Raw genomic sequence first — 15,655 nt, forward strand, 5'->3', positions numbered from 1 at the left:
GAGGAGCTCGGGATACTGCCTGGGTCCTATGATGTGCCGGATTCGATACGGCTGTTGTGCGGCAGGACACCGCCAGTGTGTGTTGTTGCTGACAGGTGGATCGGCGGTGAGAACGCTCGGGATCCGGATGGGCAGTCTGTGGACGGGAGCTACGAAACGACGGCCACGACGACTGCGATAACGAGGATCGCAAGCATCAGGGCATTTGGATGAAGAAACGAGCGCATGCAGTTGGTTCCGGTCGCGATGGCGGCGGGCACGGGTTTCCCGCCATGGTCTACTTTGCCAGATGAGGATGAAGATCTGGTTACGAGATGATTGTGTTTCCGGGGAGATTGCCGAAATCGGCCTGAACACTGGGTCAGCTGGGCAGCTTCCGGCGGACGGATCGAGGAAGAATGCATGCGCCAGGATGTAGATCGTTTGGAGACCGAAGGAATTCCAATGGATGTCGCCGCGCGGCTGGAGATGGTCCAACAGCGCATCGAGCACCCGCTCACTGAAGAGCAGACGGAGCAGGTGCGCAACCGGATTGCTCGTTCGATCGCGCTTGGCGTTGCATTGCGCGGCTATCCATTGAGCAATGCCGACGAGCCGGAAATCGCGTTCGATCCATTCGCCGGAGGTGAGCGATGAGCGATGCGCTGGCGTTTGCCACCATCGGCGAGCTGGGTGCGGCCATCCGGAGCGGTTCGGTGACGCCGACCGAGCTGGCGATGTATTTCCTGGAACGGCTCGACACGGTTGGCCGAAACCTGAACGCGGTGGCAACACTCACGCCCGAGCGAGCGCTGGCCGCGGCGCGCAAGGCGGAGGACGAGCTGACCGCCGGGGTCGATCGGGGACCGTTGCACGGGATTCCCTATGGCGCGAAGGATCTCCTGGCCACCGTTGACTACCCGACCAGTTGGGGCGCGGCGCCGATGCGCGACCAGCAGTTCGACCGCGATGCCGAGGTGATCCGCTTGCTGGACGAAGCGGGCGCGGTGCTCTGCGCCAAGTTGTCCATGGTCGAAATCGCGGGTGGGTTCGGTTACGAGCAACCGGATGCGGCTTTCAACGGACCGGGCAAGTGCGCCTGGGGAGCGGATTCGTGGGCGGGGGGATCGTCCAGCGGATCCGGGTCGGCCGTGGCGGCTGGATGTATGCCGTTCGCCATCGGCACCGAGACCTGGGGCTCGATTCTCTGTCCCTCGTCGTTCAACGGCCTGACGGGTCTGCGTCCGACGTACGGAACGGTCAGTCGATCCGGCGCCATGGCGCTTTCCTGGACGATGGACAAGATCGGGCCGATGTGCCACACGGCGGTCGATTGCGAGCTGGTGCTGAACGCGATTGCCGAACGGGTCGAATGGACCGAAATGGAACGGGCGCGCCCACCCTTCAGATTGGGGGTGCTGGCGGGATCGGCGGACGAGGCGCAGCCCGAGGTGGCCACCAATTTCGCCGCTGCGCTCGATGTGCTCTCCGATTTCGCAGTGCTGGAAGAGGTTTCGCTGCCGGCCGATATCCCCTGGGATGCGGCTGCGAGTGTGATCGTGATGGCGGAAGCGGCGTCGGCATTCGAGGAGTTCATCGTCTCAGGCGAGAGTCAGGGGCTGTCCGCGCCGGAGGACCGCGCCGGTTTGCATCACGCATTGGCGTTGCCAGCAACGGACTATCTGCGGGCGCTGCGCATTCGTCGGAAGGCAATGCGCTTGCTGGACGAGCTCCTCTCCGGCTATGACGCGATTGTGGCGCCAACGATGCCGTATGTGGCGATTCCACTGCGCGACCGGTTCGACACCTGGTTTGGCAAAGAGCGGGGGCCGTCACTCGGCGCGGCGGGGAATCTTTGCGGCGTTCCGTCCATCTCGGTGATGAACGGCCTGGGCGAACGCGGACTCCCGACCGGGCTGGAGTTCATGGCGCGTGCTGGACAGGAAGGGACGTTGTTGGAGATCGCGGGACGGTATCAGTCGGCTACCGATTGGCATCGTCGGCAGCCGGAGTGACCGGGGTGGGTCCTGAGTCCGGGGTCCTGGGCCCTGAGACGCGGCGGAGTCTGGCCCTGGATGTGGGACTGGGTGCTGAGACGCGATGGTGTCTCCTGCGGTGATGGCGTCCTTCCGTAGCTGCGGATCTCCGTGCCTGCCGAGTTTCTCTCTGGAAGACCGCAGCTACGTGGCCTGGAAAACGGCGTAGCGCTCCGTGAGCGAGCCGGACTACACCGGTTCGTAGGTGCGTGCCAGGAAGGCGCCGGAGATCCAGCCGGAACCGACGCCGTTGATGATGACCGGGTACCAATCGGTTCCGTTGACCCGTCTCGGGGTGCCCGTGATGTTGACCGCGGTGCCTTCGAGAATGGTGGCGATGCGCCGGTAGCTCGTGCCGGGTCCCGAGCGCAAGTTCACGTTGGCGGTGGTGTAGCGGATGGTGACGCCGGCGACGGTGGGGGTCGATGTGCGGGTGGGTGACGCCGAAACGGTCACCCGTTGCAAGTACGGCCCGGCGATGTACCCTGCGGGATATCCGCTGATCGAAATTGGATAGAAGGTCATCCCGCCGCTGACCACGCCTGGGCCGGTGATGACGCCAGTCGTCTTGCTCGGGACGACGCGCAGAATCGAGGACGAGGCGTTTGGGCCGGAACGGAGATTGACCCGAGCCGTGGTGCGGACAGATTCGCCGGTGGCGAAGCCGCCGGGCGCGAGGGTCGGCGTGCGCGTGGCGGTGCGCGTTGCGGTTGCGTTGCCCGGTGTTCGGGTGACGGTTGCCGGGACTGGCGTGCGTGTCGGAGTGGCCGTCGAGACCGGCGCCAGATAGTTGCCGGCGATCCATCCGGAGCCGAGCGAGGTCGTCACCGGAACCCAGATCAGGTTCCCGGCGCTTGCCGATGATCCGGTAACGGTCACGATCGAGCCGCTGGCAACGACTCCGAGACTGGGTGAGGACGTGCCGGGTCCGGTGCGCACATTGACGCGCGCGGTGGTTCGAAGTGTCGTTCCGACTGGATAGCTACCTGGGCCAAGCGTGGGTGTGCTCGAGTTGGTGGCGGACGGGAAGGCAGTCCGGGTAGCCGTCGAGCTTGCCGAGGAGGTGGGCGACACGGTGGCAGAGGGGGTCGACGTTGCCACTGTCGTGGACGTGGCTGTGGCAGTCGGAGACGCGGTTGCGGTGTGCGTTGCTGGCCAGGTGGGGCTTGGGGTGGAGGTGCGTGTGGCCGAAGCAGTGCTCGAGGGTGTCCACGTGGCAGTTGCCGTAGCAACCGCCTGCTCGACGAGCGCGAAATCCCCGAACGACGAGATGTAGCCGCAGCGGGTGCCCTGGTCGGGGAGGAGCGAGTCGAACACCTGACCCGAGAGCAACGTCCAGCTTGCGCCGTTGCGCTGCAAGAGCACGACACTCAGAGGATTGGCGTAGGACGCGGTTTCGAAGACGACACATAGCCGTTTGTTGCCTGCTTGCACGACCGTGCTGCTGACGGCGAAGAACCATGCGCTGTTCGCGGCATAGGCGGCAGGCAGCATGGGCACATCGCCACTGGAGAGTACGGAGCCCGTGGTCGTGCCCGAGGTTGGGATCTGCCCAAAGGTGACGTAGACGTTCGGCAGCGCGTACTGAATTGGGTTGGGTGCGATGGTGGCCGATGGTGTTGAGCTCGGCGTGCTGGTTGTTGTGGTGGTGCCGGTCGAGGTCGACGTTGCGCTTGGCGAACTGGTCGCCGTCGGAGTCTCCGGCGGTGTGCCGGTTTCCGTGGGGATGAATGTTGTCGCGGATGCCGTGGCCGAAGGCGGGTGCGTTTCGGTGGCTGTCGAGGTGGGCGGAGTAGCGGTCTGAGTCGCGGAGGCGGTTGGTGTTGCGCTCGCCGGGATCGTTGTCGGTGTTGAAGAGACTGTTGGAGTTGCACTCGCCGGGATCGGAGTCGACGACGCGGAGGCGGTTGGCGTTGCGCTCGGCGGAATCGAAGTCGGTGAAGCGGTGTCTGTTGGTGTTGCACTTGGCGGAATCGTTGTCGGTGTAGAGGAGGCGGTTGGTGTGGCGCTTGGCGGAACTGGAGTCGACGAAGCGGTGGCCGTGTCGGTCGGAGGGATCGAGGTGGCTGTCGAACTGGCCGTCGCAGTCTCTGTCGGCGGGATGGCAGTTGCCGTCGAAGTAACCGTTGCCGTTTCGGTGGGTGGAATCGCGGTGGATGTGGCGGAAGCGGTGGCCGTCTCGGTTGGGGGAACGATGGTGAAGGTTGGGGAGGCGGTTGGCGTCACTGTTGGGGGGACATCGGTCGCCGTGGATGATGGAGCGGCGCCTGGTTCGGCCACAGCGAAGACGCCGAAGCTGCTGGTGTATCCGCAGACGGTCGATCCTTCCCGTACCGCAGTCATCACGGCCCATGCCGCACCGTCGTAGCGAAACAGGTCGACTGCTGCGGGATTCGAGAACGCGCCGGCCTCGAAGATGATGCAGAGGTAGAAGCTGCCGTCCTGCACCGCCGATGTTTCGATCGTGATGACCTTGGCGTTGTCTGTCCGATAGCCTGCGGCGTCGAAGCTGCTGCCGCCGTCGATGACCGTCGTGTTACCGCCAGTGAGAATTCGGTAGTAGCTGAAGTAGACGTCGGAGCGCGGGAAGATCGGGACGCCTGTGAAGTCGCCCGCCGGGGTATTGCCGGCAGCGGTTGTCGCTGTCGGATCGTCGGACTGGGGAGCGACCGGAGGGTCCGGATCGGGTTCGGTTTCGACCGCGACGGGCGAACCGTCCTGGGCATTGACGGGAGAGAACACAACGGCAGGCGCCGCCGACAACAGCAACGCAAACGTGAGCAGCACGGACATGAGGCGACGGACCACGGGACGACCTCGCTTCGTTCGATGATGCCAGCGGAGCACGCGGGTGGACTCCGCCCCTTTGAGTTGTTTGGCGCGCTGGCGGAGCGGGTGTTGGAAGGCAATGCCAGATGCCGACGTGTGAATGACGCTGGCATCGTATCAGGAAACGATCAGGATGTGGAGTGCTTTTCCGGAATCCGCGATCGACCGATCAGGAGATCAGCATAGCCAATGGTTTGCCTCGCATGCGTGGCAAGCCGATCGCATGTCCTGATGCTGAATGTCAGGCCAGGGGGTGTCCAGTCCAGTCGCCCGGTAACGACAATCGTCGAAGTTACCCGGTCGAAGCGACACGTCGATAGATGACCGTGTCGCCGCTGGTGAAGACCGGCTCCCAGGTGGGACCGGGGAAGTCTGGGCCAGCAGCTGAGGGGTAGGGGCCGGCGAGGTCGCAGCCGGGAGCGCCGTTGCGCTCATAACCGCCAACGTAGAGCAGGGTCGCGTCGTATTGGTCGACGAGCGGGCTGGCGGGATCGGCGTAAATGGCCGCGACATCGCCTTGTCGGACGCCGATCTGGCCCAGCAACTCTGGTTGTCCGGCGCGCCATTGGCTTTCATGACCGCCCCAACCGATGATGGTCGGGACGCCGGTCATGGCGGCGACTCCGGAGGTGGGGATGCCGCCATTGACCTGATAGGAGCAGCCGGGCGCCTCGATGATGACATCGTCGTCCAGCGCGTTGTCGTAGAGCCACTGCATCGCCGCCAGATCGTCGGGGTTCAAGTTCGCCATGAAGGCGGCGCTGTTGAGCCCCCTGAATTCGCGGGGACCGAATTCGCGTGTCCACTGCTGCGTGGCGATGATGGGATAGGCCACGGCCACCAACAGCCCAGCCACGGCGGCCACCCCAAGCGCCACGCGCAAGGCCGGGAACGGACGCAATTCGATGAACAGGGTCACGACTGCGATCGCTCCGGCGATTCCGAGCATCGTCCAGACCTGGTAGTAGACCTTGAACAGCGTGTTGAAGCGGCCGTCGAAAGCGTCCTGCACGTAGAAGACCTCGGTCAACAGGATCAGCCCAAAGGCACAGGCGTAGAGTCCCTCTGGAATGACGTCGCGCAGCGTGCCATCGCGGCGGGCACGTTCGACGAGCCACAGGCTGACGGCCAATGGCGCTCCGGCAAGCGTGAGCACCGGCATGGGAATCGCCACGGAGACCAGCAGGATCAGGACCGCTGCCGCGATGACCCACCGGCGAACTTCTGGCCGTCCCTGGCCAGAAAAGCGTTGCCAGAACCGCAAACCAAGAAAGAGGAGCGCGATGAACCAGAAGAGCCCGAAGACGGTCAGGAACTCACCAGCGGAGGTGCGCTCATGTTCGTAGAACGCGACCGTGGTGAGCAACCGCGGCACGACCGGGAGGTCCTGCAGCCATGACGGGAGCTGACTGGTATCTCCCCCGGCGAAGGAGACGAACCGCACGGTGAACGGGAGCCACGCCCCCAGGGAGGCGATCGTCACGACGGCAACTTTCGCCAACGAGCGCCGGTTCCATCCGCCGGTGATGGCGATGGCGAGGACCAGGAGCACGAGATAGGTCGGGAAATCGAGACTGTTCAACGGATAAAGCGCGCCGACCAGCATGCCGGCAACCACCAGCTTGCCCCAACCGGCACGGTCTGGCCGATCGGGTGTGCCGGTGAGCATGGCTGAGATTGCGGGAACGATGGCGAGGATGGTGAAGGGGAGCGCCATCACGTGCGGGTGGAAGTCGCCCAGAAGGAAGCTGAACCAGGGGAACTCGTTGATCGTTTCGGTAAACGCCTGGCCTTCGTCGACGACGACGCGGCTCGATGCCCAGCCGACGGTGCCCCACCAGCCCTGGTTCCAGGTGGCGCTGGGCGACTGCACGAACTCGATCGCGGCGCGCATGTTTCCGGCGACGACCACGAAGAACCCGCCGAGGACCGCGGCTGCCCAGGCCGCGCGAGGGGACATGCCCCGGCGGACGACGTTGTAGGCTGCGCCACCAGCCGCCACCAACGACATGGAAACGGTGGTGATGAGGGCGAGGTTGTAGCCGACCCAGGTGGTGATCCCGGTGATGCGGCTGAGGGTGCCGTAGATGAGATAGCCGAGGTAGTAGTAGTTGATGGTTTCACCGGACATCCAGGCGTCGTTCGGAGGAATGACGTCGGTGCGGTAGCTCGAGGTCATGAACATCATGTCCATCGGCTTTTCGGTGTAGGCGAGCTGGGGCGTGAACCCGCGCAAGAGCGCGTAGGCCGCAAAGGTGAGCAGCGAGATCCCTTCCACGATCAGCAGGGTGCGGATCCAGTCGCGTTCGATCCACTGGCGTTTCCAGGCGTAGCCCCAGCAGATCGCCGCCCCGATAGCGAGCGTGATCCAGATGCCCCATGAGGTGAAGGGGAGCTCGACCGAGCCGGAGAGAAACCAGGTGGGCCAGAGGACGAAGAGGAGCGCTGCCGGCCGTGCGACCGAAGCGCCCTTGTCGGACAGGCCACCGAGCAGCCAGCGCACCGCAGGCGCGAATCCCCAGGTGATCAGCACCAGCGCGATGTACCAGCGAACCGTTTCGCCGAACCAGCCCGAATAATCCACGTCACCCCCGCCATATCCCAGTCAGAGTCGGTGAATGCTACCGCGACAGGGTCCTGGCTCGTCGTTCTGTGTTTTCACCCGCGTCATTCCGGGCGCGCAAACCGTCATCCCGAGCGTGGAAGCCGTCATCCCGAGCGTGGAAATCGTCATTCCGAGCTTGTCGAGGAATCTCTTGTTGCGCTGAAACCTGCTCTCCGAGAGGGAGTCATGTGACCGGGGAACAAGAGATCCCCTTCGGCTGCGCTCAGGGCAGGCTCTCCACTTCAGTCGGGATGACGGAGAAATCGTCATTCCGAGCTTGTCGAGGAATCTCTTGTTGCCCGGCCGGCCACTCTGGATGTGAGGACGGGCCGAATGAGAACGAGAGGTCCCCATTCGGCTGCGCTCCGGGCGAGCTCTCCGTTCCGGTCGGGATGACGGCGGAAGGGGAGCAGGAAGACGCGAAGGGGCGGATACAATCGCGAAATCGATGGTCGAACGCGTTTTCGAAGACAGGACGAGATGAAGCGGCAAGGACTCACTCCGAATACCGAGGTACATGGCGCGACGGTGGCGCTCGATTTTCCCGGGCTGCGGGTCGGCATTGCGGAATACGCGGAAGGGCCAACGGGATGCACCGTGCTCGCCTTTGATGAGCCCGCCGAGCTGCTGATCGATGCGCGTGGTGGCGCGCCCTATGCGGTGGGTGATTTCGGCATCACCGACGCGATCTGTCTCACCGGCGGATCGGTCTATGGGATCGAAGCGGTGGCGGGGGTGAACCAGGCGATTCTGGAGTCCCGCGGCGGGAATGTGCAATGGGACGCGCTGGCTTCGGTGGCAGGCGCGGTCATCTACGACTTCGGGGGGCGCGACAACTATATCCATCCCGATGCGGAGCTCGGCTATGCGGCCTGGCACGCGGCCAAGGCGGGCGCGTTTCCGATCGGCGCGCAGGGCGCGGGGCGGTCGGCATCGGCAGGGAAAGGATTTCTCTTCGACCGGGCGGAGCAATCGGGTCAGGGGGCGGCGATTCGCCAAATCGGGGAGACGCGGGTGGCGGTCTTTGTGGTCGCAAACCCGGTGGGCGCGATCCACGATCGCACCGGCAAGGTCGTCTGCGGTCACAGGAACCCGGAGACCGGAGAACGTGAGCCGCTGTTGGCCGACCTGGAGGCAAAGATCGGCGTGACGAGCGGAGGGCCGTCCGCAAACACGACTCTGACGGTGTTGGTCATCGATCAGAAGCTGCCCGATCCGGGGGCGCTCGGCCGGATTGCACGTCAGGTGCATGCGTCGATGGCGCGTGCGATCCAGCCGTTTCACATGATGGTCGATGGCGATGTGCTGTTCGCGGTCAATACGAATGCGGTCGAAGGATCGTTGCACGAGCTGGCGCTGGCGACGATCGCATCTGAAGTCGCGTGGGATGCGGTATTGGCATGTGTACCCGAGGGGCGCTAACGGGTCAGCCAAATGAAAAGTGACAAGGTGGGGATGGAGAAGAGGGTGCTATAGAGCAGCACCGAGGCCATCTCCTGCTCGGCCGTCTTGTAGCGCACGGCCAGGATGACCACTAACGACGCGACCGGAATTGCCAGCGCGATGACCGCTTCCTGGAGTTGCGCGCTGTTGTCACGGCCGAGCAGCGTGATTGCCAGCAGCGCCGCGCCCGGTACGATCAGATTGCGCGCGATCGTCAGCCCGCCAATGGTGCGCGACCAGGTGACATGCTGCGCATACATGATCACACCGGCGGCGAAGATCGACACGCCGCCCGTGGCCGCGCCGAGCAACCCGAGCGACCGCTCGACCGACGAGGGGAAGTCGATGTCCGCCAGGCAGACGATCAGCCCCAGAATCGGCGCCCAGATCATCGGCTGCTTCAGGGCGGCCAACAGTCCTTTCCCCAGGGTGCGCGCGTCCAAATGCTGGGCATTGCCAGCGGACGCCTGGGCATCGAGCAGCACGAGACAGAGCGGAACGAGGCAGAGGTTGATCGCCAGGGTGGCGATGCTAATGGGAATGGCGCTGTCCTGTTCGCCATAGAGATACCCCAGCACGCTGTTGCCCACGAACGCCACCGATGGGGATGACACCGCAAGCGCGTAGAGAGCGGAGGCGCCAGCATCTTTGCGCCGCATGCGATGGAAGTAAACGAACGTGACCGCGAAGCTGATGATGATGGCGGAGACGACCGTGACGATGAGCGGGAGGTCGTCGAACAGCTCCGATCGCCTGGTGGTTGCCATCCCAACAAAGAGATCGGCCGGTAGCGCATAGAGCAAGACCAGGCGGTTGAGCACCGCGGCGTGATCGCTGGTGAAATCGTGATGCCGCCCGGCCAGATAGCCGAGCATCATGGTGAGCACCACTGGCAACAACGCGCTGATGATGGTCGAGAACATGAACGAACTCCCTCAACCGCCAGCCAGCGTGCCGAGTAGTTGAGATGCGCGAACGCGGCTACTCCGCGGTGTAGCCGATGCGGGATGTGCGGTACCTGGCGTACCGTTTCAGGTTTTCGGCGTGAACGCCGGGCATCTGCATGCTGTCCCAGATGAGCGGGGGTGTGCCGCGCTCGCAGAGCAGTTCGATAGCGCGCGCGAAGATCATCCACATGGCGAGCATGCCGGCCAGTCCGGAACCAGGAATGGCGGAAAAGCTGCGGGCGCCACAGGAGAAGTCGAGTTCGGTGTCGCCATAGCGGCCTCCCAGATCGATGACGATAGCGGCGACTTCGCTAAGCCGTTTGCCACTGGCATGTTCTGGTGTGAGGCGGGGATCGAGTTCATATGCAACCTGGGTGAGCGCCACGGTGATGGCGTCCCGTTGATTGCCGATGAGGGCGAAATCGACCGTGGCATGCGTCGTTCCGGCATTGGTCGGGATGATCACGACATCGCCGGCTTCGATGCCGACCGGATCGCTCAATCGATGCACGGCCATGAGGCCGCCAGCGCGAAAGGTGCCTTCGTCGTGCAATCCGTGGCTGGTTTCCGCGATCCAGACGCGATGACCGTTGCCGATCGCGTCGGCGACCGCGGTCGCGGCGAGTTCGATCGATGCAAGCTGCTCGACCGCGAGGGTATCGAGCCGAGTACGCATAGAAGCGGCATAGATTTGCGCAGCGTCCATTGATTCGCTCCCAATCTGCAGTGATGGCATGCAACGTCTCTTCGGCATTGTAGGGCCGTCGGTGCTGGTTGGGGCGAACACGGAAACAGGAGGATGGGCTCTTCGGCGGACTCGGAGTTGAGCCGTTCGTGACGATTCGCTCGCACTCTGGCGTCATCGCGGGGCGCAAGCAGACGTAACGTGCGGGGATTCGTGTCGTCTTCGTTTTGATCCCATACAACCAGTTGACAACTGGCGGATTCCATGAAATGATGTTTGCACACCCGGCGCACGAGCGCCGGGTAACTTCTGAAATAACTGCCCGTTTGGGGGTTTGCGCCAACCACAGGCGCTCGAGATTGGAAAGGAGGACGACCCGATGAACCGCATGCAGCAATTGACCAGCAATAGCAATCTGCACGTTTCCTATTGCGGTATCGCCGTCCAACTGAATCTCGCCCATCCGGGGATGACTGCCGCCCGCGTGCGCTAGCGCGCTCCGCGGACAGTTCAAGACGATCCTTGGGTAGGCAAAGCCGCCCGGGGTTTTTTGTACCCCAAATTCGAAACCGAACCCGTCTCACCTGGCCCGTGAGGCGACTGCATGTCGAGTCGGCGCCGGCTCGACCCAACCGTCCGGCATGTTCAGGAGGGAACCTCATGATTCGACATCGTGTCGCCCCAGGCGTGGGGCAGGGAAAGCGGCCACAACGCGCCGCACGAAACCAGAAGATCGGCTCCCCCATGCGAGGTACGAGCCAAAACGACAAATCATCTGATGAACCCGGGCGTGGCGCCCGGATCGATAGAGGAGTAGAACCACAATGCATCCGCAACACCCATGGATGATGCGACTCAATGCCGAAGAAATGCAGCGCGATGTCGAGCGTCAGATGCGCATCAAGCAGGCTCGCAGCTCGGCTCAGCGCCACTCGTTTGGTGTCGTTGGCAGTCTGCGCCGCGCGCTTGGCCTGGCGCTGATCGCGGCCGGCGGCAAGATCCAGCCGGCTCCGCGCCCATCGCGCCAGTACGAGGCTGGTATGGAAGTCGAGCTTGCGCGCTAATGGCTCGCATCGAACCGCGCTGGATCGCGGCGCCGCGTCGCGATCCAGCGTCCCGCTGCGATTCCTCGCCGATAGGCGAATGCTCTCTGGTCGGGGAGCGGCGATGTTGGCAGCGGCAGACGGAAATGAGAACGAGGGTCCGTCACTGCGACGAGCGGTGTTTCGGGAACCTTTTCCCGATGCGGCTCGTTCCAATGACGAGCATCCGAATTTGGTAATGACTCCAGCCGGGGTAATGGACAAGCCCGGCGCCCAATCGAGAACAACGCGGCGATGGTGAAATGCGCCGCATCCCACTAAGATGAAGCAGACGGAGCTGGGACTAGCCTGGCTCCGTTTGTCGTTTCTGGAGATTGTCGCTGCTGTGACAACGATGGCCGCTCGGCAGCCGACGCGGGAAAGCGACTGGTGGCGGTATCATGCGAAGCTGGGTACCGGTTTCAGCGGGAGAGGGAGGTGTTCATGTCAGCGACGCACGAACAGGATCGGATGCGAGATTGGCCCCCGTCGGGTCAGCCGGTGGCGCCCAACAAGGGATTGCGTCCTGAACGCAAGGTGCTCCATGGGGACTACTGCACGCTCGAGCCGCTCGACCCCGCGCGCCACGCCAGCGATCTGTTTGCCGCGTCGCACGGGCAGCCGGGCCAGGAACATATTTGGGACTACCTTCCCGCAGGGCCGTTTGCTGACTTCCCGTCGTTCAATCAGTGGATTGCCGGTTGCGCGGCGTCGACCGATCCGCTGTTCTACGCCATCCGCGACCGCAAGACCGGTCGCACGACCGGAATGGCCAGCTACCTCAATATCCATCCCGTGCCGGGAACGATCGAGATCGGGCACATCATGTTCGGTTCGCCGCTACAGAAGACACCGGCGGCCACCGAGGCCATCTATCTGCTGATGGACTACGCCCTGACCGAGCTTGGCTACCGACGGCTGGAGTGGAAATGCAATGCGCTCAACGCTCCTTCGCGCAAGGCGGCCAATCGGCTCGGCTTCCGCTATGAGGGAACGTTCTACCAACATCTCATCGTCAAGGGACACAACCGGGACACGGCCTGGTACTCGATCCTGGATAGCGAATGGCCGCGCTTGCGCCCGAACTTCGAGCAGTGGCTCTCGCCTGAGAATTTCGACGAGTCGGGACGGCAGAAGGTGCAATTGAGCGAGCTCAATCGGCCGGTGGAGGAGTAGGGGTTCTGAGCCCTGGGTCCGGAGTTCAGAGCCCTGGGTGCGGGGCCCCGGAGCGGATAAGCTCCGGGGCCCCGTGCAGTTTCTGCCGCTACGGCAGAATGCGCACCTCGGCGATGCCTCCGAGCCATTCGGCGGCTGCATCGTTCACGAAGACGAAGCGGACGTATTGCGCCGAGACGGGCGCATCGAGCACGATCCAGCCGTTTTCGTCGACGTAGGCTGCGGTGGGGTCGAGATCGGTCCATTCGACATTGTCGACCGAGACCGAGAGATAGAGCGTTCCGCTCTGCCCGGACTCACCAGTCTGCCAGGTGATTTGCGAGAACCCGCTCACCTGACCCAGATCGAGCACGAACATCGTGAGCGGTTGACCGGCCCCGTTGGCTGTCCAGACGGTGGCCGGGTCGTTATCGACCAAGACCTGACCGGCAGCCGAATCTGGGCTGCGCTGGATGCGCGCGATCGGCAGCCAGATTGCCTCCTCCGGGGCAGGTGCAAGCTCCGGTGTTTCGGTTGGCAATTCAGGGCCGGAAACTTGCGGTTCGGCCGTTGGTGTCTCAGCGGCCGGAATGGCCTCCGTGGGCGTCAGTACCTCGACGGGTGCGGCCTCCGTGGGCGTCAGGACATCGACGATCGTCGCGGTCGCTGTTGGCAGCGGAGTCTCGCTGGGCGGCGTCTCCGTTGCAACGAAGGTCGGTGTGGGCGTATCGGGTTCGCCGGACGGCTGCTCGTCCGTCGGATCGCTTGCCGTGGGCAACCACGGACCCATGACGGTGGGACTGGCCGAGAGATAGGTGCCAGATGCCCAACCCGCGCCGATGCCGGTGACATCGAGCGGATACCAGTTGACCGACCCGCTCATGACCGGGGATCCGGTTACGATCGCCGACGTGCCCTTGGGCGCTATGCCGCGCGAGGAATAGCCAGTTCCCGGGCCGCTGCGGATATTGAGGCCGGCGGTGGTGTAGACCGTTGTGCCGACCGGGAATCCGCTGGTGCTGGTCGCTGTGGCGGGGGCGGTCTCAGTCGGCGCACCGCCGGACGACACCAATGCCAGGTAGTTTCCCGCGATCCATCCAGAGCCGATACCGGGAATTGTGAGCGGGTAGTAGGTGTATGCCCCGCTGACCACGCCGTTTCCGGTGATCGTACCGACGGTATTCGAAGGCACCACGGTGATCACGCTGGAGCTGGTGGACGGTCCGGATCGGAAGTTCACCGACGCGGTTGTGCGCACCGTATCTCCGGCAACAAAATCGCCGGGAACGCCGGTGGCGGTGGACTGGGTCGTCGCCGTAGGGGCCGCGGTGGTGGCGGTGCGGGTGGCAGTGGCGGCCGCGGTCGTTGCGGTGGGCGTTGCCGTGGCGCCGGTCGAGGTGGCAGTTTGGGAAGGCGTGGGTCCGGAGACGCGCGCGAAGTACTCACCCGCCATCCAGCCACTCCCGTAGCCATCGATGGTTACGGGATAGAACGTGTAGCCGTTGGCGCTGACGGGAGCACCAGTGACTGTGCCAACAGTGCCTTTCGGCACCACCGCGATGCGGGAGTAGCCGGTTCCTGGGCCGCTGCGAAGGCTAACGCTGGCCGTAAGGGAGAACTGCTCGCCGACGGCATATCCGCCCGGAATCGTGGTTGGCGTGCGCGTCGAGGTCGCGGCGGGCGCGGTGGCGCCCACGGAGGTCGACGTCCGCGTTGGCGTCGAGGTCGGAGTCGCCGAGGGGGTCGCGGTACGGGTCGGCGTTGCCGTTGACGTAGCCGTGCCAGGATCGGAACTTGCCGGGTCGAACACGGTCACGTTGTACTGGTAGGTGCGGCTCTGGCCGCCAACGATCACACCGGAAATGCGCACGACATATGTCTTGTCGGCGCCGGGATTGCCCCAGGACCCAGAATCGGACATGCCGTTCAACCGGAAGACGATCGTGTTCTCCCCGTAGCCGGTGGCCGTCGAAGAATCGATCGAGACGGGCACGCTGGAGCCGTTCAGCGTGACGCTCACCGATGCGCCACCGAAACTGGCGTTCGGATAGGAGAACGACCAGCGTGGAAAGACGACCTGATATGGCACATAGCCGGGGGGCGGCCAGGCGACATAGCCATCGCGCGTGCTTGGGCGCGGGCCGGTCACGTTCGAGTCCCACACCCAAAGCGAGTTGGCCGACCCATAGCTGCCGTTTGCCGGCACGTCGCCAGTGCCGAACGATTGCGTCTGCGGGTAGAGAATCCAGCGGCGGTGACCAGCGGCTGAGTTGCCTCCCCCGGCATCCTTCATGTACGCGTCGATCGCCCCAACGCCGTATGCGCCGAGCGCGATGTTGGAACTGCCGGCTGCTTGCGCTCCTGCCGACGTGTAGCACGCCCAGTTCGATGGCGGAGAATGGCTGAGCTGGTTGTTGCGGCTGAACATCAGCGCGGCTTGCTGGTTGGATGTGCTCGAGGTGGCGGAGAGTCCGATACCCGACGGCACACCTGCCATGGCGCGATAAAACGCTACCCGGTCGATAACGGCGGCTTTGAAGGCCGACGTCGTGGTGCCAGCATTGCAACTGGCCTGCGATCCGGTCCAGCCGATGGCCGGTTGGGCGGCATAGTAGCTGTAGAAGAACGCGGCGGACGACGATCTGGAGGAGATATCGACTGCCGGAACCGCTGCCGCCTGGACGATGTCGTCGCCCGCTGCGGCGATCACCATCCCATCAGCGAGATAGGGCGCTTCCCCGAGTACAGCGCCGTCTTGCGCAACGGCCTGTTCGACGGGCAACACAAAAAGACTTGCGGCCGCCATCCAGACCGCAAGTCCAAACGCAGTCAACCGACGCATTGGACAGTCCTCCCCGATTGGTCATCAGGAAGAACGCCTGCACCACGCAATT

The 15,655-nt window shown here is 64.0% G+C and carries 10 protein-coding genes; 5 read left to right on the top strand and 5 right to left on the bottom strand.

Going from position 1 to position 15,655, the window contains the following annotated elements; all coding sequences use genetic code 11:
- Positions 1 to 402: 402 nt before the first annotated feature.
- Positions 403 to 636: a hypothetical protein gene (locus R2855_19170; protein MEZ4533123.1), complete on the top strand. Its 234-nt coding sequence runs from the start codon at positions 403 to 405 to the stop codon at positions 634 to 636.
- Complete coding sequence (locus tag R2855_19175) at positions 633 to 1,994, top strand: amidase (GenBank protein MEZ4533124.1); 1,362 nt, start codon at positions 633 to 635, stop codon at positions 1,992 to 1,994. Before R2855_19170 ends, R2855_19175 begins: the two co-directional genes overlap by 4 nt.
- 210 nt (positions 1,995 to 2,204) lie before the next feature.
- Here the strand turns inward: R2855_19175 and R2855_19180 are convergent, their stop codons facing one another.
- The gene (locus R2855_19180; GenBank protein ID MEZ4533125.1) at positions 2,205 to 4,823 is read right to left on the bottom strand and encodes an SH3 domain-containing protein; all 2,619 of its coding nucleotides are present in this window, start codon (positions 4,821 to 4,823) and stop codon (positions 2,205 to 2,207) included.
- Between the two features lie 313 nt (positions 4,824 to 5,136).
- The gene (locus R2855_19185) at positions 5,137 to 7,428 is read right to left on the bottom strand and encodes a DUF2298 domain-containing protein (GenBank protein ID MEZ4533126.1); all 2,292 of its coding nucleotides are present in this window, start codon (positions 7,426 to 7,428) and stop codon (positions 5,137 to 5,139) included.
- A 501-nt stretch (positions 7,429 to 7,929) separates the two neighbouring features.
- Between R2855_19185 and R2855_19190 the strand changes: the two genes are divergently transcribed.
- Complete coding sequence (locus R2855_19190; GenBank protein MEZ4533127.1) at positions 7,930 to 8,871, top strand: P1 family peptidase; 942 nt, start codon at positions 7,930 to 7,932, stop codon at positions 8,869 to 8,871.
- On the opposite strand, the gene R2855_19195 is transcribed toward R2855_19190, so the two are convergent.
- Positions 8,868 to 9,815 carry an AEC family transporter gene (locus R2855_19195; GenBank protein MEZ4533128.1) on the bottom strand — a complete coding sequence of 316 codons (948 nt, stop codon included), beginning with the start codon at positions 9,813 to 9,815 and terminating at the stop codon, positions 8,868 to 8,870. The two genes, R2855_19190 and R2855_19195, sit on opposite strands and share 4 nt — an antisense overlap.
- 58 nt (positions 9,816 to 9,873) lie before the next feature.
- The gene (locus tag R2855_19200; GenBank protein ID MEZ4533129.1) at positions 9,874 to 10,545 is read right to left on the bottom strand and encodes a hypothetical protein; all 672 of its coding nucleotides are present in this window, start codon (positions 10,543 to 10,545) and stop codon (positions 9,874 to 9,876) included.
- Between the two features lie 803 nt (positions 10,546 to 11,348).
- Here R2855_19200 and R2855_19205 point away from each other — a divergent pair.
- Together R2855_19205 and R2855_19210 are read left to right on the top strand one after the other, a co-directional pair.
- Complete coding sequence (locus R2855_19205; GenBank protein MEZ4533130.1) at positions 11,349 to 11,588, top strand: hypothetical protein; 240 nt, start codon at positions 11,349 to 11,351, stop codon at positions 11,586 to 11,588.
- 462 nt (positions 11,589 to 12,050) lie between these two features.
- Positions 12,051 to 12,782, top strand: a complete 732-nt coding sequence (locus tag R2855_19210; protein MEZ4533131.1) for a GNAT family protein — start codon at positions 12,051 to 12,053, stop codon at positions 12,780 to 12,782.
- Positions 12,783 to 12,870: 88 nt separating this feature from the next.
- On the opposite strand, the gene R2855_19215 is transcribed toward R2855_19210, so the two are convergent.
- Complete coding sequence (locus R2855_19215) at positions 12,871 to 15,603, bottom strand: SH3 domain-containing protein (protein ID MEZ4533132.1); 2,733 nt, start codon at positions 15,601 to 15,603, stop codon at positions 12,871 to 12,873.
- Between the last annotated feature and the right edge of the window lie 52 nt (positions 15,604 to 15,655).

This window comes from Thermomicrobiales bacterium (assembly GCA_041390825.1).
Lineage (GTDB): Bacteria > Chloroflexota > Chloroflexia > Thermomicrobiales > UBA6265 > JAMLHN01.